The following is a 22,792-nucleotide window of genomic DNA, read 5'->3' as shown; positions in this document are numbered from 1 at the left end:
CTGAAGACACCGTCAGACGGGTGCCTTCACGAACAGACTAGACAACTGTCCAGGAAAGCGCGAGGGGTTGTTATTCAGATAGTGAAGTCGCTACTCGTATCCAGCGCGTCTGCGCCCAGTTGCAGAGACAGTTGCCGCGCCGTGCGCTGCAGTTTACTGATGAGGGCAGCATCCACGACCGCGCTGTCGGCGGGCAAAGAAATAGCGAGCGATGCCGTCAAATTCGGTGCGATGACGGGAACGGCGATGCAGGTACTGCCGATCGAGTACTCCTCCTCGTCCACAACCCACCCTGGTGAGTGCTCCAGCTGCGTCAGAAGCGTACGGCGATCGCTGATCGTCTTGGGCGTCAGCTCCTCCAGCTGGTGCCGAGAGAGGTAGTCCAGGCGGTCTTTCTCTTCGAGATCTGCCAGGATCTGCTTTCCCAGTGCTGTCGCGTGCGCACTGCGGTGCAGACCGACCCACAATTCCACCCGGGGGTTGCTCGTAGCATCCACGATGTCCACCAGATGCACCTCGCCGTCGTCGAAACGCGACAGATATGCCGTTGCTCCGACCTCGTCGGTCACTGCGCGAAGCGCTGCCCGCACGCGAGCGAGGAACACCCCTCGCCCGTCGATCTCATCGCGAAACGCCGGGAAGTGCCGCCCCAGCACCAACCCGTCCGGCTCGGCCGCCAGGTAACCCTCATGGATGAGCGTACGCACCAGGTTGTATGTGGTGCCGATAGTGAGGCCGGTTGCGGCAGCCAACATCTTCGCCGGCAATGGCCGCGGTGCGTTCGCGACGATGTCAACAAGCCGCAGCGCACGCTGCACGGAGCCGATCAATGTCGGTTCGGACTCCTGCGTGTTCACAGCGTCGCTCAGATCATCACGGGGACTCAGTGGCGCGACCACCGAGAGCACGAGCGTCGCGCTTACCGGAGGCATCCTGGCGTAGTTCCTTGGGCAGCGAGAACATCAGATCCTCCTCAGCGGTGCGAACTTCTTCCACGTCGCCGTATCCCGCGCTCTGCAGCGCTTCGAGGACTTCCTCCACGAGGATCTCCGGCACGGAGGCCCCGCTCGTCACTCCCACGGTGGCGACGCCGTCGAGCCATTCCTGCTTAACCTCTTCGGCGTAATCCACACGGTACGCCGCCTTGGCCCCATATTCCAGAGCCACTTCGACCAGGCGCACACTGTTCGATGAGTTCGAGGAACCGACCACGATGACGAGGTCCGCGTCCTTCGCAACCTTCTTGATCGCAACCTGCCGATTCTGGGTGGCGTAGCAGATGTCATCAGACGGCGGATTCTGCAGCTCGGGAAAACGCGTGCGCAGTCGATTCACGGTCTCCATCGTCTCGTCGACGGAGAGCGTCGTCTGCGACAGCCATACGACCTTCGACGGGTCCTTCACCACGACGGTGTCAGCCTCGTCCGGGGAGTTCACAATGGTCACTCGCTCGGGCGCGTGACCGGCGGTGCCCTCGACCTCTTCATGGCCCTCGTGGCCGATCAGGAGGATCTCGAAATCATCGCGAGCGAATCGGACCGCCTCGCGATGCACCTTCGTCACCAGCGGACAGGTCGCATCGATGGCATGCAATCCACGATCGGATGCTGCGCTGACCACTGCGGGCGAGACGCCGTGCGCGCTGAACACGATGTGCGCGCCTTCTGGCACCTCATCGACCTCTTCGACGAAGATCGCGCCCTTCTCTTCGAGCTCGGTGACGACGTGGATGTTGTGCACGATCTGCTTGCGCACATAGACCGGAGCCCCGTAACGATCGAGAGCCTTCTCGACGGCCACCACGGCCCGGTCGACACCGGCGCAATACCCGCGCGGTGCTGCCAGCAGCACCTTCTTGGGTCCGTCCACCGGGATATCCTGAAGCCGCTTCGCCCGGGAACGAGGGATGCGAGGAATGGGAAGATGTACGGTGGCCTGGGTCACACCTTGATTCTACCGTCGTACCGCGGTGCTGGGCCTGTGCGAGCGCTCAGGCGCATGAGGAGGGAGCAGACCCGATGACGGTCTTCGAAGCATCATCCATGAAAGGCGAGATTCCGCCGGCGGATGCTGTCGCGCCCCGTGACTCGACCGCGGATGCACCGACCTCTGTCGCACGCTTGAACTCAACGATCCGCGACTTCATCGCGCGCTGGAACGTCGTCTGGGTCGAAGGCGAGATCACCTCGTGGAACGTTCGCGGTGGAAACGTGTTCGGTCGCCTCAAAGACACCCAGTCCGATGCGCAGATATCGATCCGCATCTGGTCGAGCGTGCGCGGGCGCATCCCGACCGACCTCGCCGTGGGCGACCATGTGATCGCAGCTGTCAAAGCCGACTACTTCGTCAAAGCAGGCGATTTCAGCTTTACCGTCTCATCGATGAAGCATGTCGGATTGGGCGATCAGCTCGAGCGTCTCGAGAAGTTGCGTGCCCAGCTGCGCCAAGAGGGACTGTTCGACTCGGCCAGGAAGCAGCCTCTCCCCTTCCTTCCTCACGTCATCGGCCTCATCACGGGTGAGAGATCGGATGCCGAGAAGGACGTGCACCGCAACGCCGAGCTGCGCTGGCCGCACGTGCGCTTCCGCACCCAGCACGTCGCTGTTCAGGGCGAACGGTGCGTGCCCGAGGTCCTCGCCGCGCTCGCGACGCTGGATGCCGACCCCGATGTCGATGTCATCATCATCGCCCGCGGCGGCGGAGACCCGCAGACCCTGCTTGGGTTCAGCGACGAACGACTCGTGCGGGCGGTGGCAGCAGCATCCACTCCGGTCGTCTCCGCCATCGGACATGAGAACGATCACCCGCTGCTCGACGACGTAGCGGACCTCCGCGCCTCGACGCCGACCGATGCCGCCAAACGTGTGGTTCCCGACGTGGGCGAGCAGCGCGCGATCATCGCGCAGCTGCGATCGCGTGCCACCTCGCGCCTGACGCAACGGGTCTCGCACGACATCACGCAGCTCGAGCAGCTGCGCACCCGTCCGGTGTTGCGCTCGCCTGATCCGATCATCGCCGATCGCGCGCAGGAGTTGTGGCTGCTGCTCTCGCGAGGGCGCGACACGATCACCCGTCAGCTCGACCTCGCCGGGCGCAGGACCGGTGAGCTGCGCGCGTCATTGCGCGCGCTCTCGCCAGCGGCAACTCTCGCTCGGGGATACGCCATCGCCCATCTCGATGGCGGCGTGATCGTGCGCGACGCAGCGGATGCTCCCGCCGGCAGTGCACTGACCATCACTGTGGATCGCGGCTCGCTGGCAGCTCGCTCCGAGGGAGAAATCGCCGAGGGCAACACCCCGTCGTAGGATGGAAGGCGTGACTTCGCCGAATGACGCCCCCGTCGAGACTCTGTCATTTGAGGCCGCTCGTGACGAGCTCGTCCGTGTCGTCGCCGAGCTCGAGCAGGGCTCCCCTACCCTTGAGCACTCGCTCGCGCTCTGGGAACGCGGCGAAGCTCTTGCCGCCCGTTGCGAAGAATGGCTGCTGGGCGCCAAGCGCCGCCTCGAGCAGGCGCGTACCGCTGCCGCTGATGAGGATGACGCATGAACAAGCCCGCACCCGTCGTCGCTGAGCTCGGACGCCCCGAGACACCGGCGGAGACCGCAGCACGCAAGGCGGAGTTCAGCAAGAAATATCGTGCCAGCCAAACGTTCCGCAATCTGATCGCCGCGCTGATCGCGACAGTGGCAGTGGTCGCTGTCATCGTCTTCGCGGTGCCGCGAGGCGTACCGGCATCCGAGAAGAAGATCGATGTGGCAGGCATCGCCGCCGACGTCGAATCCACCATGCAACGTCCGGCGCTCGTGCCCGAGACGGATGGCTTCTGGCGCGCGAACGCCGCACAGCTCGAGGGCGGCGCAACGGTCACCTGGAAGGTCACCATGGCACCGGCCTCAGAAGACGAGCGCGGGTTCATCAACGTCGTGCAGGCTTTCGAGGCCGACTCATCCTGGGCACCACAGCAGCTGGATGGCACTGCGCCGACCGACACCACCCGGATCGGTGGCTTGGAATGGGATGTGTACGAGCTCGGCGGCGCCACCGAGAGCAATGTCTCCTACGCGATCGGCACGCAGGCCGGTGAAGACTACGTGCTGCTCTACGGCGCACGCTCCCCTGAGTCGACGGCTGAGCTCGCCAACTCGTTGATTCCGCAGATCGAAGCGATTGCTGAGGCCTCATGACAGTACTCACCCCGACAGCCGCTTGGCAGGAGATGCTGGACGGAAATCGTCGATTCGTCGCGGGTGAGCCGCGGCATCCGAATCAGGATGTCGAGCGCCGGCATGATCTGGCCCATCAGCAGCATCCGACAGCGACGCTGTTCGGTTGTTCCGACTCGCGACTGGCCGCCGAGATCATCTTCGACAAGGGCCTGGGCGACCTGTTCGTCGTCCGCAACGCCGGGCAGGTCATCGGCGAATCGATCGTCGGTAGCCTCGAGTACGCCGTCGAGATCCTGCAGGTGCCGTTGATCGTCGTGCTTGCCCACGATGAGTGCGGTGCGGTCAGTGCTGCCATCGAGGGGACGGCGATCGACGCAGCACCCCTCCCGCCGCACATCTGGAAGCTGATCGCGCCGATCATTCCCGCCGCCCGCAAGGTGCTCGCAGCCAACGGTGGCACGTCCCCCGCTGACATCGACGCCGAACTGGTCGGCCGCGAGCACTTGCGCAACACCGTCGCGAACCTGCTGCAGTCGTCTGAGCTGATCAGCGACGCCGTCGCCGAGGGCCGCCTCGGCATCGTGGGCGCGAACTACCGTCTTGCTGAGGGCACGGCCGTGCCCGTGATCACAGTGGGAATCGACACGGGGATCGAAGGCGTCCCCGCAACCGAGGAGGCATCGAAGTGACCGATACACACCAGCGCAGCGGCGAGGAATCGCAGAGCTACCGCATCGAACACGACACCATGGGCGAGGTTCGCGTGCCCCTGAACGCGCTCTACAGCGCTCAGACGCAGCGCGCGGTAGAGAACTTCCCGATCTCGGGCACGGGCCTGGAGCCGACCCAGATTGCCGCTTTGGCTCGCATCAAGAAGGCCGCAGCCCTGGCGAACAAGGAACTCGGCACCCTGGACGGCGCCATCGCCGACGCGATCGCCGCCGCTGCCGACCAGGTGGCGGCCGGTAAGCACGACGGTGAGTTCCCCGTCGACACCTACCAGACCGGTTCTGGCACCTCATCGAACATGAACATGAACGAGGTGCTGGCAAACCTCGCCTCCAGCATCCTGGGTTCGGCTGTTCACCCGAACGACCATGTGAATGCCTCGCAGTCGTCGAACGACGTGTTCCCGACCTCGGTGCACATCGCGGTCACGCAGGTCCTCATCGACACTCTCATCCCGTCGCTCGACCACCTCGCCGTCGCCCTCGAGGCGAAGGCTGAGCTGTGGAAGGATGCCGTCAAGGCCGGGCGCACGCACCTCATGGATGCAACCCCCGTCACCCTCGGTCAGGAGTTCGGCGGCTACGCCCGCCAGATCCGCCTGGGCATCGAGCGCGTGCAGTCCGCCCTCCCCCGCGTCGCCGAGGTTCCCCTCGGTGGCACGGCTGTCGGCACGGGCATCAACACGCCGCTCGGCTTCCCGCAGAAGGTCATCGCGCTCCTCGCCGAAGAGACCGAACTGCCGATCACCGAGGCCAAGGACCACTTCGAGGCTCAGGCCAACCGTGATGGTCTGGTCGAGGCATCCGGTGCGCTTCGCACCATCGCCGTCTCGCTGACGAAGATCAACAACGACCTGCGCTGGATGGGCTCTGGGCCCAACACCGGTCTTGGCGAGTTGCACATTCCTGACCTGCAGCCTGGATCGTCGATCATGCCCGGAAAGGTCAACCCGGTCGTCCCGGAGGCCGTGCTCATGGTGTGCGCTCGGGTCATCGGCAACGATGCGACCGTCGCCTGGGCCGGGGCATCCGGTTCCTTCGAGCTGAACGTCGCCATTCCTGTGATGGGCACCGCTCTGCTGGAGTCGATCCGTCTGCTTTCGAACGCTGTCCGTGTTCTGGCTGACAAGACCATCGACGGCCTGGTTGCCAACACCGAGCGCGCTGCCGCATTCGCCGGTATGAGCCCGTCGATCGTGACGCCGCTGAACAAGATCATCGGTTATGAGGCTGCCGCGAAGATCGCCAAGCACGCCGTTGCCGAAGGCATCACCGTGCGCGAGGCCGTCATCGCCCTCGGGTACGTCGAGCGCGGTGAGATCACCGAGGCTCAGTTGGACGAGAAGCTCGACCTACTGAGCATGACCCACGCCGGCTGACGTTCGTTCGCCTGTTACACCTGTCGGAGCCTGTTGCATCCGTCGGAGGTTTTTTGTGAATTCCTCCGACACCCGCAACAGGCTCCGACATGTGTGACGCCATGGCATCCGTCTCAGGGACTCAGCGGCTCGGTTCGGAAGCGCACGAGCACAGTCTGAGTGTCGTCATCGACCGTGAAGGATGCCTCGCCCATTCCTTCGCGGAACTCCGGGCTGTGCCAGAACTTTTCGTGTCCAGTGCGCCAGTCGGCTACGGTCGTGAATCCCTCGCCCTCTGCGACGGCATGGTCGAGGTCGACCTCTGCCAGGCGCACGACTCGGACCTCTATGATCTCTTCGATGCACACCGGCTCGCCCTCCGAGTCGATCACGACTGCGCGGTCGCCGACGGCAGGCAGGGGTTCGCGCTCGAGCTCGTACTCCGTGACCAGTGAGGTAGTTGACGTCTTCTCGCCCGTGAGGATCGCCCCGACGAGTAAGTCACGAAGCGGCCCGGGGAACGCATACTCGGACACGGGCAGGTCAGTTGCGTCTGGCATCCGCTCAGCCTATCGACCGGTCCCGGCCGCGGACTTATGTTCGGATGTCGGAGGATGTTGCATCCGTCGGAGGAACTTGATCAATTCCTCCGACATCCGTAACAGGCTCCGACGGGTGTCGCAGCCCAATCGGAATTTCCCCCGCGGCCCACTTGTTCTGCACGATCGGCCCCCTAGCCGAACACCTGTGGAATCCCGTTCGAGGGGGTGGTGATGCGGCACTGTATGGATCATGCTCAGTCCTGCACAGACCATCCGTCGCCTCGGCGGCATCGCCCGCGGCTCCCATCTGCAACGCCTCGGGTTCACCCGCACTCAGCTGGCACGCCTGGTGCAAGAGGAAAAGATTCAACGCGTGCGCGCCGGTGTCTTCGCGACGCACGACCTCGATAGCGGCATCCGCACCGCAGCCGCTCACGGCGGGGCTGTCACCTGTGCCTCGGCGCTGCGCGCGCACGAGATCTGGGTGCTCCCCGACGACGATGGGCCTCATGTCTGGATGGGACCGAAAGGTCGCGTGCACAGCCACGACGCGTGCTCATGCACCAGCCACTTCTACACCGGCATCCCACCGCTGGGGTATGCGCCCGTGGAGATTGCGCTGGTTCATCTGCGACGCTGCGCCGGAGATGAGGCGTTCTTCGCGGCGTACGAGTCCGCCTGGCGCAAGCGGCTCCTGTCGAAGTCTGCTCGTTCCCGCGTGCGGCAGGCGCTGCCAGCATCCGCTCGCTGGCTGGTCGAGATCGCCCGACCGGATGCCGACAGCGGACTGGAATCTCTCCTGCGACTGAGAACGCACATCCTCGGCATCCACCTCGACTGCCAGGTCGTGATCACCGGCGTCGGGAAGGTCGACTTCGTCCTCGGCGGACGCCTGATCCTCGAAGCCGACGGCAAGGAGAATCACGACAGTGAGACGAAGCGCCATAATGACCGGGCACGGGATGCCGCGGCATCCGCTCTCGGATATGAAACGTTGCGCTTCGACTACGCGCAGATTGTTCACGACTGGCCGACCGTGCAAGCGGCCATCCTCGGCGCTCTGCGACGGCTCCGCGCTCGGTGACACAACCGTAGGAGGGTGTTACGTCTGTCGGTGCGATTCCCCCTAAAGCTCCGACATTCGTAACACCCTCCGACAGGTGCAACACCCAGAAGGCAAGCTCAGTTCAGCTCCCCTCCCTCCAGCAGTTCCGTAACCAGCGCGGCGATCGCCGAGCGTTCCGAGCGCATCAGCGTCACGTGCGCGAACAGTTCGTGTCCCTTCAGCGTCTCGATCACCGATGCGATCCCGTCGTGCCGGCCGACCCGCAGGTTGTCCCGCTGACCGACGTCGTGGGTAAGTACGACACGGGAGTTCTGCCCCATCCGGCTGAGCACGGTCAACAGCACGTTGCGCTCGAGCGACTGCGCTTCGTCGACGATCACGAAGGCATCGTGCAAGGAACGTCCGCGGATATGCGTGAGCGGCAGAACTTCCAGCAGCCCGCGCTCGACCACCTCTTCCATGACGTTGCCCGAGACCACCGAGCCGAGCGTGTCGAAGACCGCCTGGCCCCAGGGGCCCATCTTCTCGCCCTGGTCGCCGGGAAGGTATCCGAGCTCCTGCCCGCCGACAGCGAACAGCGGCCGGAAGACGATGATCTTCTTCTGCTGCTGCCGCTCAAGCACGGCTTCCAGTCCCGCGCACAGCGCGAGCGCCGACTTTCCTGTCCCAGCGCGTCCGCCCAGCGACACGATCCCGATGTCCGGGTCAGTCAGCAGATCGATCGCGATGCGCTGCTCCGCGGAACGCCCATGCATCCCGAACAGGTCGCGGTCACCGCGCACGAGTGTGAACTCGCCGTCGCCGGCCATCCGTCCCAATGCTGAGCCGCGCTCGGAGTGAATGATCAGCCCGGTGTTGACCGGAATTCCGCGGGCATCCTCACTGATTCCGACCTCGCTCTCGTACAGGTCGCTGATCTCATCGCCGGAGAGATTGAGTGTGGCGATGCCCGTCCACCCCGAGTCGACGGCCTGCTCGGCCAGGTACTCCTCAGCTGACAGCCCGAGGGACGCCGCCTTCACACGCATGGGCAGGTCCTTGGAGACGATCGTGACGTCCTGGCCATTCTGCGAGAGGTGCATCGCAACCGACAGGATGCGGCTGTCGTTGTCACCGAGTCGGATGCCACTGGGCAGCACCTGCCCGTCGGTGTTGTTCAGCTCGACTCTGAGCGTGCCGCCCTCGCCGACCGGTACCGGAAAATCGAGCCGACCGTGCTCGACTCGCAGATCGTCGAGGTGACGCAGCGCCTGCCGCGCGAAGTAGCCGATCTCGGGGTCATGACGTTTGGCCTCCAGCTCGGTGATCACCACGACCGGAAGAACGATCGAGTGCTCGGCGAAGCGGAAGAACGCCTGCGGATCTGACAGCAGAACCGAGGTGTCCAGCACATAGGTGCGGAGGTCCTGGTCGGGCGAAGCCGCCCGACGCGAGACCTGACGGGTGGACTGCTGCGATGTACGTGTGGTCACGACCCACTCCCGACCCGGGATGATTCCCGGCTATGCCACGAGTCGACCTGGGGCCACGAGTCGCGGTCCTGACGGCCGACCCGATCGGACACCATGTCCGATGCCTTGACGGTACGACGAGGACCGCATGTGTCCGGCGGGACACGCCCACACGCAGGATTAACCCTGCATGAACCCCCGCTGAACGCCGCTACGCGCCTGGGATGATCGCCGAGCCGATGGCGTCGTCGAGCATCTGCAGTGAGTTGTTACTCGTGCCAGCGTGTGCCGACACCCGCACGGTGGCTCCGCGAGTGGTGGCGACGACCCCGGCATTGGTGAGAGCTGCGGCGAGCGCTGCCGGTGCCTCCGGCGCGAACGCGACGATCCCCGCACGACGCGCAGGATCACGCGGTGTGACCACCGGAATGCCATGCCGCTCGGCGATCTCGAAGATCCGGTCGACGCGTTCGCGAATCGCAGTCTCGATGTTGACGACGCCGGCATCGTGCACGTCGCGAAGGCCGATCGCCAGACGCGCGACGGAAAGCTGGTCGGGTCTGTTGATCTGGTATGCGGCCGCGGATGCTGCCGGCTGCGGCAGCGCGTCGACAGGAAGCCCGCCCTCCACGCCGCCGACCCCTGACAGCACCGGAGCGATACGTTCCCTCGCCTGCGCCGAGAACGAGGCGAAGCCGGTGCCTCGTGCGGCACGCAGCCACTTGTCGCCGTGTCCGACGACGACATCGGCGACCGAGAAGTCGTCGTCGACGATGCCGAACGACTGCACGGCATTCACGATGAGCAACCGGTGGGGTCCGATCACGTCGCGCAGTGCTGCGAGGTCGGCACGGTAGCCGGTGCGGAAGTCGACGTGACTGACGGCGAGTGCGGTCACTTCATCGTCCAGGGCCTCGGCGACGACATCCGGGGTGACGAAGGTCTTATCGGGGGTGATCCAGCGTGCAGCGAGTGCGCCAGAGGATGCTTGGGCTGCCCGCTCGAGCGTTATGGCGATGCTCGGGGACTCCGCCGAGGAGGCGATCACCTCGCCGGAGAATCCGTACAGTGCGTGCATCAGGCCGTGGGTTGCCGAGGGCTGCAGGGTGACACGCTCCTGCTCAACGCCGAGCAGTTCCGCTGCGCTTGCGCGCGCCTGATCGGCACGTTCAGCGATCAGCTTCCGGGAGGAGGGTCTACCACTGCCGAGCAGATCGGCGTCTGCAAAGACCTCCGCGCGGACGGTCGGCGACAGCGGGCCGAAAGCCGCCCAGTCAAGATATCCGGGGTCGCCCTCGAAGGTGGCGAGGTAATCATCGAAAGCACTCACCCTATGAGTGTCCCATGCAAATGCATGGGGCGCAGATCAACGTCCGAAGCGACGATCCCGATCGACGTAGTCGCGAATCGCGCGCAAGAAGTCGACCTCGCGCAGATCCGGGCCGAGTGCTTCCACAAAGTAGAACTCGCTGTGCGCACTCTGCCACAGCAGAAAGTCGCTTAAACGCTGCTCGCCACTGGTGCGAATCACCAGATCCGGGTCGGGCTGGCCACCGGTGTACAGGTGCTCGCCGATCATCTCCGGGGTGAGATGTGCGGCCAGATCTTCGATGGTTCCACCGGATTCGCCGTGCTCGGTGATGATGGAGCGCATCGCATCCACGATCTCATTGCGTCCGCCATACCCGACGGCAAGGTTCACATGCAGACCATCATGGTCTTTGGTGCGCTCTTCAGCATCGTGCAGCACGCGTGCGAGCTCATTCGGGATGATGTCGCTGCGGCCGACATGCTTGACCCGCCAGCCGCCCTCCTGTGACAGGGCCTCGGCGAGTTCGGCGATGATCTCGATAAGATCTTCGATCTCTTTCGAGTCGCGCTTGATGAGGTTGTCGCTGGAGAGTAGATACAGCGACACAACGCGGACGCCGATCTCATCGCACCAGCCGAGGAACTCGCGCATCTTCGCAGCTCCGGCACGATGACCGTCGGCCGGCGAATCAAAACCCAGCTGCCGAGCCCAGCGCCGGTTGCCGTCGATCATCATTGCGACGTGATGCGGAACGGATGCTGGATCAAGGTGTCGCCGCAGCCGGTTGCCGTACAGCCGGTACAGCAGCCCTCGACCCTCGCTCGTGCGTGCATTCACGTGCCTACGTTATCGCGCCTTGTGCGCTTCAGCTGTGCACCGGGCGGATATGTACACGTAACCGTATGGTGCGCGATCTAGAGTGAACACGTGAGCGCACCCGACACGAACTCCGTACCTGTGCCCCAGCTTCCGCTGCTGGAGGTTGCGGCCGCAGATGCCGCCGTCGAGGTCAAACCGAGTTGGCGGGGCTGGCTGCACGCCGGCACGTTCCCGGTGGCGATCGTAGCCGGGATCGTGCTGATCGTGCTGGCGGAGGGGGCCCCCGCTAAGTGGGCCGCGGCCGTGTTCATGGCCAGTTCGCTGCTGCTGTTCGGGAACTCCGCGCTGTATCACCGCTTCGACTGGGGTCCGAAGACCAAGCTGATCCTCAAGCGCATCGACCACGCGAACATTCTGCTGCTGATCGCGGGCACCTACACACCCCTGGCTGTGAACGCGCTCGTCCCCGAAAAGGGCTCGCTGCTGCTCATCCTGGTCTGGAGCGGAGCGCTGCTGGGCATTCTGTTCCGGGTGTTCTGGATCAACGCACCCCGATGGCTGTACGTCGCGCTGTACCTCGTCTTGGGCTGGGCGGCCGTGATGTACATGGTGGATCTCCTGCAGGCGAATGTGGCCATGATGTTGCTCGTCTGCGTCGGTGGTCTGCTCTACACCGGCGGCGCCGTTGTCTACGCACTGAAGAAGCCGAACCCCTGGCCGGGACACTTCGGGTTCCACGAGATCTTTCACCTCTGCACGGTGCTGGCGTTCCTGTGCCACTGGACCGCCTGCCTCCTCATCTCGATCGCACCGTACTCGCCCTCGCTCGGCCTCCCCGGTTGAGATCGATGGCCCGGTTGTCCACCGGCGAAGCAACGGTGCGTAACAGGATGTGATCTGCGGCCATATCCGCGGCTAGGTTCTTTGTGCACCCGGAAGGTGTGCTGAGAACACGCAAGGAGAACACCATGGCTGACGTCGAAAGCTTCGCCCTCGACCACACCGCTGTGCACGCGCCCTATATCCGGCGCATCGCGGTGGAGACAGGTCCGCGAGGCGATGCAATCTCGAACTTCGATGTGCGTTTCGTCCAGCCCAATGCCGGTGAGATCCCGACGGCGGGGCTGCACACGATCGAGCATGTGCTCGCCAGCGTGTTGCGCGATCATCTGGACGGCGTGATCGACATCTCCCCCTTCGGCTGCCGTACCGGCTTTCACCTGATCACCTGGGGGGAGCCCGCAGTAACTGACGTTGCCCGGGCAGTCCGCACCGGACTCACCGCCATCGCTGATGAGATCACCTGGGACGATGTGCCCGGCGTCGACGCAGTCAGCTGCGGAAACTACCGCGATCACAGCCTGCACAGCGCGCGGGAGTGGTCCAAGCACATCCTTGCTCAGGGCATCAGCCTCGACGCGTTCGCGCGCGTTGGAGTGTGATGTTCGACGAACTACGCAACCGTGTCGTCTTCGTCAGCGGCGCAGGCAGCGGTATCGGAGCTGGAATCGTCGACGCCTTCCTCGCTGAGGGTGCGACCGTCATCGGTGCCGACCTGACGCTGCCCGCCGGGGTGCACCAGATCGCTGAGCGAGAGTGGGCGGTCAATCTCGACGTCAGTGACGAGCACGCTGTCGAGGAGGTGCTGGATGCCATCACCGACCGCATCGGCACGATCGACGTCGCCGTCACCGCCGCCGGAACCTCGACGTTGGGCTTTGCCACCGAGACCACGGGCTCAGATTGGGACCGCAACCTCGATGTCAACGCGAAGGGCTCGTTCCTGGTCGCTCGAGGCGTATCCCGTCGGCTTCTGGAGCAGGAGCGCACCGGCCGCATCGTCTTCATTGCATCGCAGGCTGGAAAGAACGGCTACCGGGGAATGACCGCCTACGTGGCCTCGAAGCATGCCGTACTGGGCGTGACCAAAACGATGGCTGTGGAACTGGCGCCGCACGGCATCACCGTCAATGCGATCTGCCCCGGCATCATCGAGACACCGATGAAGCACCGCGAACGCGTCGAGGGAGGAGCCATCCGTGGGATGAGCGCGGAAGAGGTCGCCGCCGAGGATCGCTCTCAGGTGCCATTGGGACGTACCGGCACCGTGCACGATGTCGCGGGTGTCGCGCTATTCCTGGCCAGCGACCTGGCAAGTTACATGACCGGCCAGGGACTCAATGTCACCGGCGGCATGACAATGCACTGACGCCGGTTCAGCGACCGGGATCGCTCGTCGGCTGCTCGCCATCGGACGCCGCATCATCGGCACCGGCGTCGGCGGATGCCTCGCCTGCTGCCTGCTCGGCATCCAACTCTTCACGCACCTCTTCGCGGTAGCGCACGCGGCGCACGCGGCGATTCATGTCCCAGATGAGCAGTACGACGGCGATCAGCACGATGACGATCACCGCGAATCCGAGGGGGCCGGGGGTGACCGAGTTGGGATCGACGGTCATCGACGGCGTCGGCATCGGGGTTTCTGCTCCGAACAGCACCATCATGTGTCCACCTCTCGTTCGCAGGTCGCGTACCCTGGAACTACCAGCCTAACGACCGAAAGACCTTCCCTGTGACGACCGCGCTCGAGCTTGACGAACGGTACGGCCGCACGCGCTCTCCGCGTGCGCTGTGGATCATCGGTGCCGTGGTCGCTGTGATCGTCATCATCATCGCCAGCTGGATGACCATCGACCAGTCGATGGACTCTGTCGTGGCTGACGACTTGGGCTTCGAAGTCGTCGATGAGCACAGCGTCCTGCTGCACTTTCAGGTGACCGAGCCGCAGGGCAGAGACGTCGTCTGCGCTCTCGAGGCACTGGATGAAGAGTTCGGTGTTGTCGGCTGGAAAGTGCTGGAAATTCCTGCCGATGGCGGCCACAGTCAGCGTCTGAGCACAGTCATTCCCACTGTTTCGGAAGCGACAACAGGTTTGGTTAACACCTGCTGGGTCGCATAGAATCCCCTGAGACGACCGACGCCCTGGCCAACTGCCGGGGCGTCTTGGCTTATCCCCACCGCCCTGAAGGGCGTTCGCACAAAGGAGCACGCTGTGTCCACAGACGCTCAGGTACCTTTCCTCACGCAGGAAGCCTACGATCGACTCGTCGCCGAGCTCGAGCATCTCTCAACGTTCGGCCGTGACGAGATCGCGAAACGCATTGAAGCGGCTCGCGAAGAAGGCGACCTCAAAGAGAACGGCGGCTATCACGCTGCCAAGGATGAGCAGGGCAAGCAGGAGGCCCGCATCCGCACTCTCGAGGCACTACTGAAGACCGCCAAGGTCGGCGAAGTTCCGGAGAGCCGCGGCATCGTGGAACCCGGAACCGTCGTCACTGCTGTCGTCGCAGGGGGCGAAGAGGTCTTCCTTCTCGGCAGCCGCGAGATCGCCGGTGGCACCGAGCTGGACGTATACAGCGAGGCCAGCCCGCTGGGCCAGGCGATCCTCGGCCTCAAGGTCGGCGCGAAGACCAGCTATGAGGCTCCCAGCGGCAAGAACATCTCGGTCCAGGTGACCAAGGTTGAGACTTTCGCCGGTTAGTCCGGAATGACCTCCGGGTCATAACCCGCGTGGCGGAGCGTATCGAGCGTGAGTTCGGTGTGCTCCGCCCCGCGCGTCTCAATGCTCAGCTGCAGGCTCACCTGGCTGATCTGCAGACCCTGCCCGTGTCTGGTGTGCATGACCTCCATGACGTTGGCACCTGCCTGCGAGACGAGCTCAGAGACGCGTGCCAGTTGTCCGGGACGATCCGGCAGCGGGATGCGAATGGTCAGATAACGTCCGGATGCCGCGAGCCCGTGCGATACGACGCGCTGAAGCAGCAGCGGGTCGATGTTTCCGCCGGAGAGCACCACAAGAGTTTTTCCCGTTCCGGAGACCTTCCCGGCGAGGATCGCGGCCACTCCGACCGCTCCGGCCGGTTCTGCCACGACCTTCGCCTGCTCGAGCAGGATGAGGATCGCGCGGGCGATGTCGTCGTCGGTCACTGTGACGACTTCGTCGACGAGGTCCTTGATGACCGCGAAGGGCACGTCTCCTGGCTTTGCGACCAGGATGCCATCGGCAATGGTCGGCTGCGTCTGGATCTCGACGGGATGCCCCGCGGCCAGCGACGGCGGCATCGCCGCTGCGTTCTCCGCCTGCACGCCGATGATGCGAACAGTGCGGCCGATTCGTGCCGCTGCGGCCTTGGCTGCGGCGGCAACTCCGGCGATGAGTCCGCCTCCGCCGATTCCGACGAGGATCGTGTCGATATCCGGGGCATCCTCGATCAGTTCGAGACCGAGCGTGCCCTGACCGATCATGATGTCGCGGTGGTCGAAAGGATGAATCATGACGGCGCCGGTGCGCTCGGCGAATTCTGCCGCCAGGCGCAGCGATGTGGCGACCGTCTCCCCCTCGAGCACGACCTCAGCGCCGTATCCGCGGGTGGCGAGGAGCTTCGGTACCGGCACGCCCAGCGGCATGAAGATCGTTGCAGAGATCCCCAGCGCCTGCGCTGCGAGTGCGACGCCCTGCGCGTGGTTTCCCGCGGATGCGGCCACGACACCGCGTGAGCGCTCTTCTGCGGTCAGCTGAGAGAGTCGGTATGCAGCACCACGGATCTTGAACGACCCCGTGCGCTGCAGGTTCTCCATCTTCAGAACGACCGGATCGCCGAGAATGTCCGACAACGCTCTGGAGGGCAGCGTCGGCGTGTGCGAGATTACTCGCTCCAGCCCCCGTGCGGCTTCCTCGAACTCGGCCAGACTGGGGACTGCACTCATGTATTCCTCCGTCGCCGCTCCCGCGGCACTGTACTCCAGATCAGATCGCCCGCAGGCTGTCGTCCAGTCTTCCACGATCCCGTGCTGAGGGTTACCGCGACCACGTTCACGAAGGCTGCCAGCGGCACGGCGAACAGCGCACCGGGGATGCCGGCGATCATCGATCCTCCGGCGACGACGAGCACGACGGCCAACGGGTGCACCTTGACGGCGGAACCCATCAGGATCGGCTGCAGAATGTGGCCCTCCACCTGCTGCACGCCGATTACGACGACAAGCATCCAGAAGGCGTTCCACGGGTCGTTGTACACCAGCGCGAGGAAGACGGCCACAGCGCCCGTAGCCACGGCACCGACGATCGGGATGAACGCACCGAGGAACACGAGCACGGCCACAGGAATCGCTAGGGGGACGCCGAGAAGGAAGGCGCCGAGGCCGATACCGATCGAATCGATCGTCGCCACCAGCAGCTGCGTCTTGGCGTAGTTGACGACCGTGCGCCAGCCGTTGCGCGCGGCCGCATCGACTGCAGGGCGCGCGTCCCGCGGGAACAGCTTCGTCGTCCATTTCCAGATCCCGCCGCCGTCGGCGAGCAAGCAGATGAGGACGAAGGCGGTGAGCAGAGTGCCGACGAGCACGTGCCCGGCGGTGGAACCGATGGCGAGCGCACCGGACCAGAGCAGCTGCGCTTGCTCCTGAATCAGCGTCCATGCCTGGCCCAGGTACTCGGCGATATCGGATTCGGTCAGATGCAGCGGACCGTTGATGAGGTATTGGCGGAACTCCTCGATGGCCTCAGCGGTACGCGCCTGAACCTCAGGCCACTCGCGCCCCACCTGCCACCCGACCAGCCACATGAGCCCCACCACGATCGCGAGCGTGCCGAGCAGCGCGATGACGATCGCGAGCCAGCGCGGGAAGTGCCTGCGCAGCATCAGGTCGAACGCGGGCCACAGCAGCGCTGTGATGAGGATGCCCACCAGCAACGGGATCACGAGGAGTTTGAGCTGGATGATGACCCAGATGAAAACACCGGCGGCGGCGGCGATCAGCAACAGGCGCCACGCGTATCCGGCGGCGACCCGTAGCGACAGCGGCACCGGCTGGTCTGCTTCCGTGCTGATCGTGCGCTCCGTGGGCATACGGCCCCACAGCAGATCGCGCTTGCGTGGGCGGTGCTCATCCGTCATGTCGTCATTCTAGTTGTGCGCCTGTGCGGTTTCTGCGTGCATGTCCGAGCCGGGCGATACGCTGACCAGATGGTCGAGACCCTCACTGCGACACAGGCTCGCCGGATTGCGCTTGCCGCCCAGGGCTTCACCCGGCGGCGTCCATCCGCCGAAGTCTCTGCCCGTCATCTGCACACCGCGATGAAACGCCTCGGAGTGCTGCAGATCGATTCGGTGAACGTCTTTGCGCGCAGCCACTACCTGCCGCTGTTCTCGCGGCTGGGCGCTTATGACCCGGCGTTGCTCGATCGGGTCTTCCTGTCGCGCACCACGCACTACGTGGAATATCTCGCGCATGAGGCGACGTTTGTGCCTGTCGAGGACTGGCCGCTCTGGCAGTTCCGAATGGATGACTTTCGTCGGCGGTGGGAGACCGACCCCGATTCCTGGCTGAATCAGAACGCCCGCACGATCGCCTGGGTGAAAGACGAGCTGCGTACGCGCGGCCCCCTGCGCCCGGCCGAGCTTCGAGCGGATGCGCCGCGAGAGCGCGGCGCCTGGTGGGATTGGGACGAGGTCAAGAACGCTCTGGAACATCTGTGGCGCATCGGCGATGTCGCCGTCAGCGGACGACAGGGTTTCGAGCGTCGGTATGCGCTGGCGGAGCAGGAGATCCCGGCTGAGGTGCGTGAGCGCACTGTTTCCCGTGATGAGGCGATTCGCGAGTTGGTCCGCCGTGCTGCCCGCTCTTCCGGCGTCGCCACCGAAGCCGACTTCGGCGATTATTACCGCATCCGTGACCGCCCGGCCGTGCGCCAGGCGATCGACGAACTCGTCAGCAGCGCCGAGCTCATTCCCGTGCAGGTACGCGGTTGGGAGCGCGGCGGCTCCCCCGTGCCGACCTGGATGCATCAAGACGCTGTGCTTCCCCGCCGAGTGGATGCCGCGGCAATTCTCTCGCCGTTCGACCCGGTGGTCTGGTTCCGCGAGCGCGCGCTGCGCGCATTCGACCTGGACTATCGGATCGAGATCTATGTGCCTGCGCACAAGCGGCGCTTCGGCTACTACTCGCTGCCGGTCCTGGTCGGTGATCGCATCGTCGCGCGGGTCGATCTCAAAGCCGATCGGGCGACATCCACCCTGCAGGTGCAGTCCGCCTGGTGGGAGCCGCAGGCGCGGCCCGACGACGCCGACCCCATCGCTCGGGAACTGGCGTTGGCGGCGCGGTGGCAGGGCCTCGACAACGTGTCTGTATCGGGTTGGGGCAACGCCGCCGAGACTCTGGCCGGGGCGCTCCACGTCGAGCGTGGCCATGTCCGGCGCCACGTGCATGCGCGGGAATCCGCATGAGGTCTCGCACGGTCTGGATTGTCGTAATAGCGGCCGCTGTCGTCGTGGCGGCTGGTCTGAGCTGGTTCTTCCTCGCTCGTGGTTCGAGTGCCGAAGATCACGCCGAGGCTTACTTCCAGGCTCTCGCAGACGGCGATCTTCCGGCCGTACGAACGGCCGGTGTCATCGTCGATGAGCAGGCGGCAGCAGCCTTCCTCGCGGCCGCCGAGCATCTGAGTGACGTATCGGTGTCGCCACTGTCCGAAGAGACCTCCTCCGCAACCGTGGCGGTCTCCTACCGCCTGTCAGCCCAGGAGTACGACACCGAGCTGACACTGCTTCGCGATGGCGAGCGCTGGGTTCCGGAGCCCGCCTCGGCGCTGGGCGCTGTCACCACCAACGCGCCGCTCGCGATCGGCGATGCCGTGCTCCAGCACGACACCGAGATCACGCTGCTGCCGGCGGCGTACACCGCGGTCGCGGCGCCAAGCGCCTTCCTCGCGGGCGAAACGACGTTCGCTGTCCTTCCCGGAAGCTCTGAAGACATCGAGATCGACGCAACGCTTCGCCCCGAAGCATCCGTTCTCGCCCAGGAAGAGCTCGACGACTATGCGGCGTCCTGCACCGTCAGCAGCACGGTGCTGCCGGCGTCCTGCGGCATTGTCATCCCCTGGGCTGCTGATTTCACGTCAGTCAGCGAGTTCAGCTACCGCGTCGAGAAGTCGCCGCAGATCACGATCTCGCGCACCGATTTTCGTGCCGAAGGCGGCGAGCTGATCGCCACGGTCACCGGCACGGCACCGGACGGCTCGAACGCGACGCGCACCTACCGGACAACCACCTGGTCATTGCGAGGGGACGTGTCGTTCACCGCGGATGACATTGTGCTCTCGGTATGGTGAGCCCTTTGCGTGTCAGAACTGCACGCGGGGAGGCTCCGCGATCGCGGCACTATCGGCAACTTCGAAGAATTCGCGCTCGGTGAAGCCGAGGCCACGAGCGAACAGGTTGTTCGGGAAGACTTTGATCTTGGTGTTCAGCTCGCGCACACCGCCGTTGTAAAAGCGGCGGGCGGCCTGCACCTTGTCCTCGGTGTCCACGAGCGCGTGCTGCACCTGGAGGAAGTTCTGACTCGCCTGCAGCTGCGGATATGCCTCGGCGACGGCGAACAGGCTCTTCAGCGCCTGCTGCAGGTGACCTTCGGCGATGCCTGCTTCACCGGGCCCCGTAGCGGAAAGTGTTTCCGCACGAGCGCGCGTGACGTTCTCGAAGACCGCCTTCTCATGTGAGGCATAGCCCTTGACCGTCTCGATGAGATTCGGGATCAGATCTGCGCGGCGTTTCAGCTGCACGGTGATGCCACTCCACGCTTCGTCGACGCGCACATTCAGCTGAACGAGAGAGTTGTACGTCGCCCAGAGGTAGATGCCGACCAGCACCACTACCGCAACGACGATCAGAACCGGAATGAGCCATTCCATGGCGCTTTACCCCCTAGAGCCGAATTTCTTTTCATACTATCTACGCTGTCTGCGTGAGAACTGGATGCTCCGTCAGGCGCCGAGCACGCGATCCAGATAGCTGTTCGCGAACCGGCGCTCCGGGTCCCAGCGGTCGCGAAGGGCGACGAAATCGTCAAAACGCGGATACTTCTCGCGCAGTTGTTCGGCGTCGAGCGTGTGTAGCTTGCCCCAGTGCGGACGACCGCCGTATTCCAGACAGATCTTCTCAATCGCGGAGAAATACTCAGTCGGGTCCGTCCGCCAGTAGCGATGGACTGCGAGATAAGCACTGGCCCGGTCGTAGGCCGTGGACAGCCAGCGGTCATCAGCCGCGGCGAATCGCACTTCGATCGGGAACTCGATCTTCCATCCGCGCTGAGTGATCAACTGCTGAACCGCGCGAAAGGCCGGAACGATGTTCTCCGCTGGCAGCGCGTACTCCATCTCGCGAAAACGTACGGTGCGGCGCTGCGTCAGCACCGTATGCGAGTGATCGGTGTAGTCGCGATCGCCGGTGAGTTTTACCGCCAGCCTGCTAATCGGCGGCGTTATCGCCGGGATCAGGCCTCCGGCGGCGCACGTCACGCGATACACGCCGTTGGACAGCAGCGTCTCATCGATCCAGCGTCCGATCCGGGGCAGCGGATGCCGTCGTGCTGACTCCGGCAGTCTCATCTGTCGTTTGGTCAGGGCGACATCGGTATGCGGGAACCAGTAGAACTCGAAATGATCGGATGCTGTCACCCACTCATCCAGCGACGCGAGAACATCCTCGAGCGGTAGCGGCTCATCGATTGCATGCATGAGGAATGCCGGCACGCACTGCAGCGTCACATCGACGAGAATTCCCAGGGCGCCGAGGCCGAGAGCAACCGCCGGCAGCATCTCAGCGTGCTCGGACTCGCTGACGCGCAGGAACTCGCCCTCCGCCGTGATCAGCGTCGCCGCGACGACCTGACCTGCCAGACCGCGAAACCCTGCTCCGGTGCCGTGCGTGCCGGTAGATATCGCTCCTGCAATGGATTGACGATCGATATCGCCCAGGTTCTCCATCGCGAGCCCGTGCGCCGCGAGCAACCGGGGAATGCGGTGAAGTCGGGTGCCGGCCAGCAGCGTCACGCGCGAGCGCGTCGCATCCACGGAAACCAGCCCCTGCAGATCATCAAGCTCGAGCAGCACGCCTGGCGCAACGGCGATACCGGTGAAACTGTGGCCGGCACCAACAGCCTTGATCGGCAGATTCTGGGCGATCGCGGCCTGGACGGCGCGCTGCACTCCCTCGGGTGTGCGCGGTCGTTCGACCCGCGCCGGACGAATCTGTGCGCAACGCCCCCAGTTCTGCCAGACGCCACCAGGACGAGTCACAAAAAGGCCTTCCCCTCGCCGCGATAGGTGGGAAGCTCCTCCATCACGTCGCTGCCCGAGACGACGTGATACGCGTTCACGCGCTCAGCAGGCTCCCCGCTCTTGGCATGCCGGAACCAGACGCGATCACCGATCCGCAGGGTTCGCGCATTGTCGCCCTGCAGTGGAGTCTGCACTTCCCCTGCCGCTTCTCTGGACAGCATCCGCAAGCCCTCCGGCCACACCGCTCGGGGTTGCCGTGATGCGACCGCCGGGCCCGAGGCGATCCAGCCGCCCCCGAGTACCGTGGCGATATCGGGGGTGGGACGGCGCACGACATCGAAGGCGAAGGCGCTGGCCGGTGCCGGGCGGAACGAACGGTAGCCGTCGAACAGGTGCCCGCCCAGCAGACCGCTGCCGGCTGAGGCCTCGGTGACGGACTCATCACTTCCAGTGAATTCCAGCGAGCCGGTTCCTCCGCCGTTGAGGAACTCCAGCGGTGCGAGATCGGTGAGGGCATCCGCAATCTCTGCACGACGGATGCGCAGCTCACGACTCGAGCGCGACTGCATCATGCGGATGATCGGGGCGTCAGAGCCGTTGTCTCCCTGACCAGCGATCTGCGCCTCGTACATCTGCAGGCCGACGAGCCGGAATCCGGGACGGCCGAGGATCGTGCGGGCAAAAGCGGTGACCTCGGCTGCGGTGAACAGAGGGGAACGACGGACACCGATGTGCCCGAGTGCGGCTGAACGCCACGATGCGTCGGCATCGATGGCCACCCGGATCGTCTCGCGCTGAGACGGCGCTGCAATGCTGTCGATGAGGTCGAGGTGCGCTACGTCATCAACCATGAGCGTGATGCGCGATGCTGCCTGTTCGTCGTGCACCAGCCGCGACAGCCCTGCACGATCGACCGTCGGATAGCCGAGCACGATGTCATCGTAGGTTTCGGAGAGCCAGAGCGCCTCGGCGAGCGAGAACGACAGGATGCCCCGGTATCCGGGCAGCCTCAGCACTGCGTCGAGCACGCCGCGCACCCGCACGGATTTCGATGCGACACGAATCGGGATGCCCCCGGAGCGCACCAGCAGGTCCATCGCATTGTGGCGCAGAGCATCGAGGTCGATGACGGCGACAGGCGCAGCGAGGTGGGCGGTGGCATCCGAGAGCCTCGGCCACCAGCGGGCAGGATGCTCCCAAGCACGGTGGTCTGCGGACATCGGTGTCGCGGTGAGG

General features: G+C 64.7%; 25 protein-coding genes. 13 read left to right on the top strand and 12 right to left on the bottom strand.

The features are described 5' to 3' along the window. Positions 1–74: 74 nt before the first annotated feature. Together ACW5CM_RS03375 and ACW5CM_RS03370 are read right to left on the bottom strand one after the other, a co-directional pair. Positions 75–932 (bottom strand): IclR family transcriptional regulator, encoded by an 858-nt coding sequence (locus ACW5CM_RS03375; protein WP_438253364.1) that lies wholly within the window; start codon positions 930–932, stop codon positions 75–77. Further along, complete coding sequence (locus tag ACW5CM_RS03370) at positions 874–1,869, bottom strand: 4-hydroxy-3-methylbut-2-enyl diphosphate reductase (RefSeq protein WP_438253697.1); 996 nt, start codon at positions 1,867–1,869, stop codon at positions 874–876. The genes ACW5CM_RS03375 and ACW5CM_RS03370 overlap by 59 nt, the downstream gene beginning before the upstream one ends. A gap of 149 nt (positions 1,870–2,018) precedes the next feature. Between ACW5CM_RS03370 and xseA the strand changes: the two genes are divergently transcribed. The 5 genes from xseA to ACW5CM_RS03345 are packed head-to-tail and all read left to right on the top strand — an operon-like array spanning position 2,019 to position 6,273. After that, positions 2,019–3,305, top strand: coding sequence for an exodeoxyribonuclease VII large subunit (gene xseA, locus ACW5CM_RS03365; protein WP_457124185.1), 1,287 nt, complete (start codon positions 2,019–2,021; stop codon positions 3,303–3,305). A gap of 1 nt (position 3,306) precedes the next feature. Beyond that, entirely contained in the window at positions 3,307–3,546 is a 240-nt protein-coding gene (locus tag ACW5CM_RS03360; protein ID WP_438253362.1) for an exodeoxyribonuclease VII small subunit, read from the top strand. Next, positions 3,543–4,184, top strand: coding sequence for a DUF4245 family protein (locus ACW5CM_RS03355; RefSeq protein WP_438253361.1), 642 nt, complete (start codon positions 3,543–3,545; stop codon positions 4,182–4,184). Before ACW5CM_RS03360 ends, ACW5CM_RS03355 begins: the two co-directional genes overlap by 4 nt. After that, positions 4,181–4,855, top strand: a complete 675-nt coding sequence (locus ACW5CM_RS03350) for a carbonic anhydrase (protein WP_438253360.1) — start codon at positions 4,181–4,183, stop codon at positions 4,853–4,855. The genes ACW5CM_RS03355 and ACW5CM_RS03350 overlap by 4 nt, the downstream gene beginning before the upstream one ends. Next, positions 4,852–6,273, top strand: a complete 1,422-nt coding sequence (locus tag ACW5CM_RS03345; RefSeq protein ID WP_457124184.1) for a class II fumarate hydratase — start codon at positions 4,852–4,854, stop codon at positions 6,271–6,273. The genes ACW5CM_RS03350 and ACW5CM_RS03345 overlap by 4 nt, the downstream gene beginning before the upstream one ends. 113 nt (positions 6,274–6,386) lie before the next feature. On the opposite strand, the gene ACW5CM_RS03340 is transcribed toward ACW5CM_RS03345, so the two are convergent. Continuing rightward, entirely contained in the window at positions 6,387–6,812 is a 426-nt protein-coding gene (locus tag ACW5CM_RS03340) for an ASCH domain-containing protein (RefSeq protein ID WP_457124183.1), read from the bottom strand. A 232-nt stretch (positions 6,813–7,044) separates the two neighbouring features. Between ACW5CM_RS03340 and ACW5CM_RS03335 the strand changes: the two genes are divergently transcribed. Further along, positions 7,045–7,878 carry a DUF559 domain-containing protein gene (locus ACW5CM_RS03335; protein ID WP_457124182.1) on the top strand — a complete coding sequence of 278 codons (834 nt, stop codon included), beginning with the start codon at positions 7,045–7,047 and terminating at the stop codon, positions 7,876–7,878. A 98-nt stretch (positions 7,879–7,976) separates the two neighbouring features. On the opposite strand, the gene ACW5CM_RS03330 is transcribed toward ACW5CM_RS03335, so the two are convergent. The 3 genes from ACW5CM_RS03330 to ACW5CM_RS03320 all read right to left on the bottom strand — a co-directional run bounded on the left by ACW5CM_RS03330 (position 7,977) and on the right by ACW5CM_RS03320 (position 11,460). Beyond that, the gene (locus ACW5CM_RS03330; RefSeq protein WP_438253356.1) at positions 7,977–9,332 is read right to left on the bottom strand and encodes an RNA 5'-3' helicase PhoH2; all 1,356 of its coding nucleotides are present in this window, start codon (positions 9,330–9,332) and stop codon (positions 7,977–7,979) included. A gap of 190 nt (positions 9,333–9,522) precedes the next feature. After that, positions 9,523–10,641, bottom strand: a complete 1,119-nt coding sequence (locus ACW5CM_RS03325; protein ID WP_457124181.1) for an aminotransferase class V-fold PLP-dependent enzyme — start codon at positions 10,639–10,641, stop codon at positions 9,523–9,525. Positions 10,642–10,677: 36 nt separating this feature from the next. Then, a complete protein-coding gene (locus ACW5CM_RS03320; protein WP_438253354.1) occupies positions 10,678–11,460 on the bottom strand; it encodes an isoprenyl transferase in 783 nt (260 codons plus the stop codon). A gap of 120 nt (positions 11,461–11,580) precedes the next feature. On the opposite strand from ACW5CM_RS03320, the gene trhA reads away from it, so the two are divergent. The 3 genes from trhA to ACW5CM_RS03305 all read left to right on the top strand — a co-directional run bounded on the left by trhA (position 11,581) and on the right by ACW5CM_RS03305 (position 13,651). Beyond that, positions 11,581–12,285 (top strand): PAQR family membrane homeostasis protein TrhA, encoded by a 705-nt coding sequence (gene trhA, locus ACW5CM_RS03315; RefSeq protein WP_438253696.1) that lies wholly within the window; start codon positions 11,581–11,583, stop codon positions 12,283–12,285. A gap of 125 nt (positions 12,286–12,410) precedes the next feature. Next, positions 12,411–12,884, top strand: a complete 474-nt coding sequence (locus tag ACW5CM_RS03310; protein WP_457124180.1) for an S-ribosylhomocysteine lyase — start codon at positions 12,411–12,413, stop codon at positions 12,882–12,884. Beyond that, on the top strand, positions 12,884–13,651 hold the full coding sequence (locus tag ACW5CM_RS03305) for an SDR family NAD(P)-dependent oxidoreductase (protein ID WP_438253352.1): 768 nt from the start codon (positions 12,884–12,886) through the stop codon (positions 13,649–13,651). The genes ACW5CM_RS03310 and ACW5CM_RS03305 overlap by 1 nt, the downstream gene beginning before the upstream one ends. A 7-nt stretch (positions 13,652–13,658) precedes the next feature. Here ACW5CM_RS03305 and ACW5CM_RS03300 read toward each other — a convergent pair whose 3' ends face one another. After that, entirely contained in the window at positions 13,659–13,946 is a 288-nt protein-coding gene (locus ACW5CM_RS03300; protein WP_457124179.1) for a hypothetical protein, read from the bottom strand. A gap of 68 nt (positions 13,947–14,014) precedes the next feature. On the opposite strand from ACW5CM_RS03300, the gene ACW5CM_RS03295 reads away from it, so the two are divergent. Both ACW5CM_RS03295 and greA read left to right on the top strand, forming a co-directional pair. Continuing rightward, on the top strand, positions 14,015–14,401 hold the full coding sequence (locus ACW5CM_RS03295; protein WP_457124178.1) for a DUF4307 domain-containing protein: 387 nt from the start codon (positions 14,015–14,017) through the stop codon (positions 14,399–14,401). 93 nt (positions 14,402–14,494) lie between these two features. Continuing rightward, positions 14,495–14,983 (top strand): transcription elongation factor GreA, encoded by a 489-nt coding sequence (gene greA, locus ACW5CM_RS03290; RefSeq protein ID WP_438253349.1) that lies wholly within the window; start codon positions 14,495–14,497, stop codon positions 14,981–14,983. On the opposite strand, the gene ilvA is transcribed toward greA, so the two are convergent. Together ilvA and ACW5CM_RS03280 are read right to left on the bottom strand one after the other, a co-directional pair. Beyond that, complete coding sequence (gene ilvA / locus ACW5CM_RS03285; RefSeq protein ID WP_438253348.1) at positions 14,980–16,209, bottom strand: threonine ammonia-lyase; 1,230 nt, start codon at positions 16,207–16,209, stop codon at positions 14,980–14,982. The two genes, greA and ilvA, sit on opposite strands and share 4 nt — an antisense overlap. After that, a complete protein-coding gene (locus ACW5CM_RS03280; protein ID WP_439254985.1) occupies positions 16,206–17,399 on the bottom strand; it encodes an AI-2E family transporter in 1,194 nt (397 codons plus the stop codon). The genes ilvA and ACW5CM_RS03280 overlap by 4 nt, the downstream gene beginning before the upstream one ends. A gap of 69 nt (positions 17,400–17,468) precedes the next feature. Here ACW5CM_RS03280 and ACW5CM_RS03275 point away from each other — a divergent pair, with 69 nt between their 5' ends. Both ACW5CM_RS03275 and ACW5CM_RS03270 read left to right on the top strand, forming a co-directional pair. Beyond that, a complete protein-coding gene (locus tag ACW5CM_RS03275) occupies positions 17,469–18,728 on the top strand; it encodes a winged helix-turn-helix domain-containing protein (protein ID WP_457124177.1) in 1,260 nt (419 codons plus the stop codon). Continuing rightward, the gene (locus ACW5CM_RS03270; protein ID WP_457124176.1) at positions 18,725–19,609 is read left to right on the top strand and encodes a hypothetical protein; all 885 of its coding nucleotides are present in this window, start codon (positions 18,725–18,727) and stop codon (positions 19,607–19,609) included. The genes ACW5CM_RS03275 and ACW5CM_RS03270 overlap by 4 nt, the downstream gene beginning before the upstream one ends. Positions 19,610–19,621: 12 nt before the next feature. Here the strand turns inward: ACW5CM_RS03270 and ACW5CM_RS03265 are convergent, their stop codons facing one another. From ACW5CM_RS03265 to ACW5CM_RS03255, 3 genes are all read right to left on the bottom strand, one after another. Further along, entirely contained in the window at positions 19,622–20,188 is a 567-nt protein-coding gene (locus ACW5CM_RS03265; protein ID WP_438253344.1) for a LemA family protein, read from the bottom strand. A gap of 72 nt (positions 20,189–20,260) precedes the next feature. Then, positions 20,261–21,574, bottom strand: a complete 1,314-nt coding sequence (locus tag ACW5CM_RS03260) for a D-arabinono-1,4-lactone oxidase (RefSeq protein ID WP_457124175.1) — start codon at positions 21,572–21,574, stop codon at positions 20,261–20,263. Continuing rightward, positions 21,571–22,776, bottom strand: coding sequence for an alanine racemase (locus tag ACW5CM_RS03255; RefSeq protein ID WP_457124355.1), 1,206 nt, complete (start codon positions 22,774–22,776; stop codon positions 21,571–21,573). Before ACW5CM_RS03255 ends, ACW5CM_RS03260 begins: the two co-directional genes overlap by 4 nt. Between the last annotated feature and the right edge of the window lie 16 nt (positions 22,777–22,792).

The organism is Microbacterium wangyouchuni (assembly GCF_054072595.1).
This window is presented reverse-complemented; position numbering and strand designations above follow the sequence as displayed.

Bases quoted from the DNA above. Each gene is read 5' to 3' on its own strand.
- ACW5CM_RS03375 (WP_438253364.1), bottom strand. From the start codon at position 932: ATGCCTCCGGTAAGCGCGACGCTCGTGCTCTCGGTGGTCGCGCCACTG.
- xseA (WP_457124185.1), top strand. From the start codon at position 2,019: ATGACGGTCTTCGAAGCATCATCCATGAAAGGCGAGATTCCGCCGGCG.
- ACW5CM_RS03360 (WP_438253362.1), top strand. From the start codon at position 3,307: ATGGAAGGCGTGACTTCGCCGAATGACGCCCCCGTCGAGACTCTGTCA.
- ACW5CM_RS03355 (WP_438253361.1), top strand. From the start codon at position 3,543: ATGAACAAGCCCGCACCCGTCGTCGCTGAGCTCGGACGCCCCGAGACA.
- ACW5CM_RS03350 (WP_438253360.1), top strand. From the start codon at position 4,181: ATGACAGTACTCACCCCGACAGCCGCTTGGCAGGAGATGCTGGACGGA.
- ACW5CM_RS03340 (WP_457124183.1), bottom strand. From the start codon at position 6,812: ATGCCAGACGCAACTGACCTGCCCGTGTCCGAGTATGCGTTCCCCGGG.
- ACW5CM_RS03335 (WP_457124182.1), top strand. From the start codon at position 7,045: ATGCTCAGTCCTGCACAGACCATCCGTCGCCTCGGCGGCATCGCCCGC.
- ACW5CM_RS03310 (WP_457124180.1), top strand. From the start codon at position 12,411: ATGGCTGACGTCGAAAGCTTCGCCCTCGACCACACCGCTGTGCACGCG.
- ACW5CM_RS03305 (WP_438253352.1), top strand. From the start codon at position 12,884: ATGTTCGACGAACTACGCAACCGTGTCGTCTTCGTCAGCGGCGCAGGC.
- ACW5CM_RS03300 (WP_457124179.1), bottom strand. From the start codon at position 13,946: ATGATGGTGCTGTTCGGAGCAGAAACCCCGATGCCGACGCCGTCGATG.
- ilvA (WP_438253348.1), bottom strand. From the start codon at position 16,209: ATGAGTGCAGTCCCCAGTCTGGCCGAGTTCGAGGAAGCCGCACGGGGG.
- ACW5CM_RS03280 (WP_439254985.1), bottom strand. From the start codon at position 17,399: ATGACGGATGAGCACCGCCCACGCAAGCGCGATCTGCTGTGGGGCCGT.
- ACW5CM_RS03275 (WP_457124177.1), top strand. From the start codon at position 17,469: ATGGTCGAGACCCTCACTGCGACACAGGCTCGCCGGATTGCGCTTGCC.
- ACW5CM_RS03270 (WP_457124176.1), top strand. From the start codon at position 18,725: ATGAGGTCTCGCACGGTCTGGATTGTCGTAATAGCGGCCGCTGTCGTC.
- ACW5CM_RS03265 (WP_438253344.1), bottom strand. From the start codon at position 20,188: ATGGAATGGCTCATTCCGGTTCTGATCGTCGTTGCGGTAGTGGTGCTG.
- ACW5CM_RS03255 (WP_457124355.1), bottom strand. From the start codon at position 22,776: ATGTCCGCAGACCACCGTGCTTGGGAGCATCCTGCCCGCTGGTGGCCG.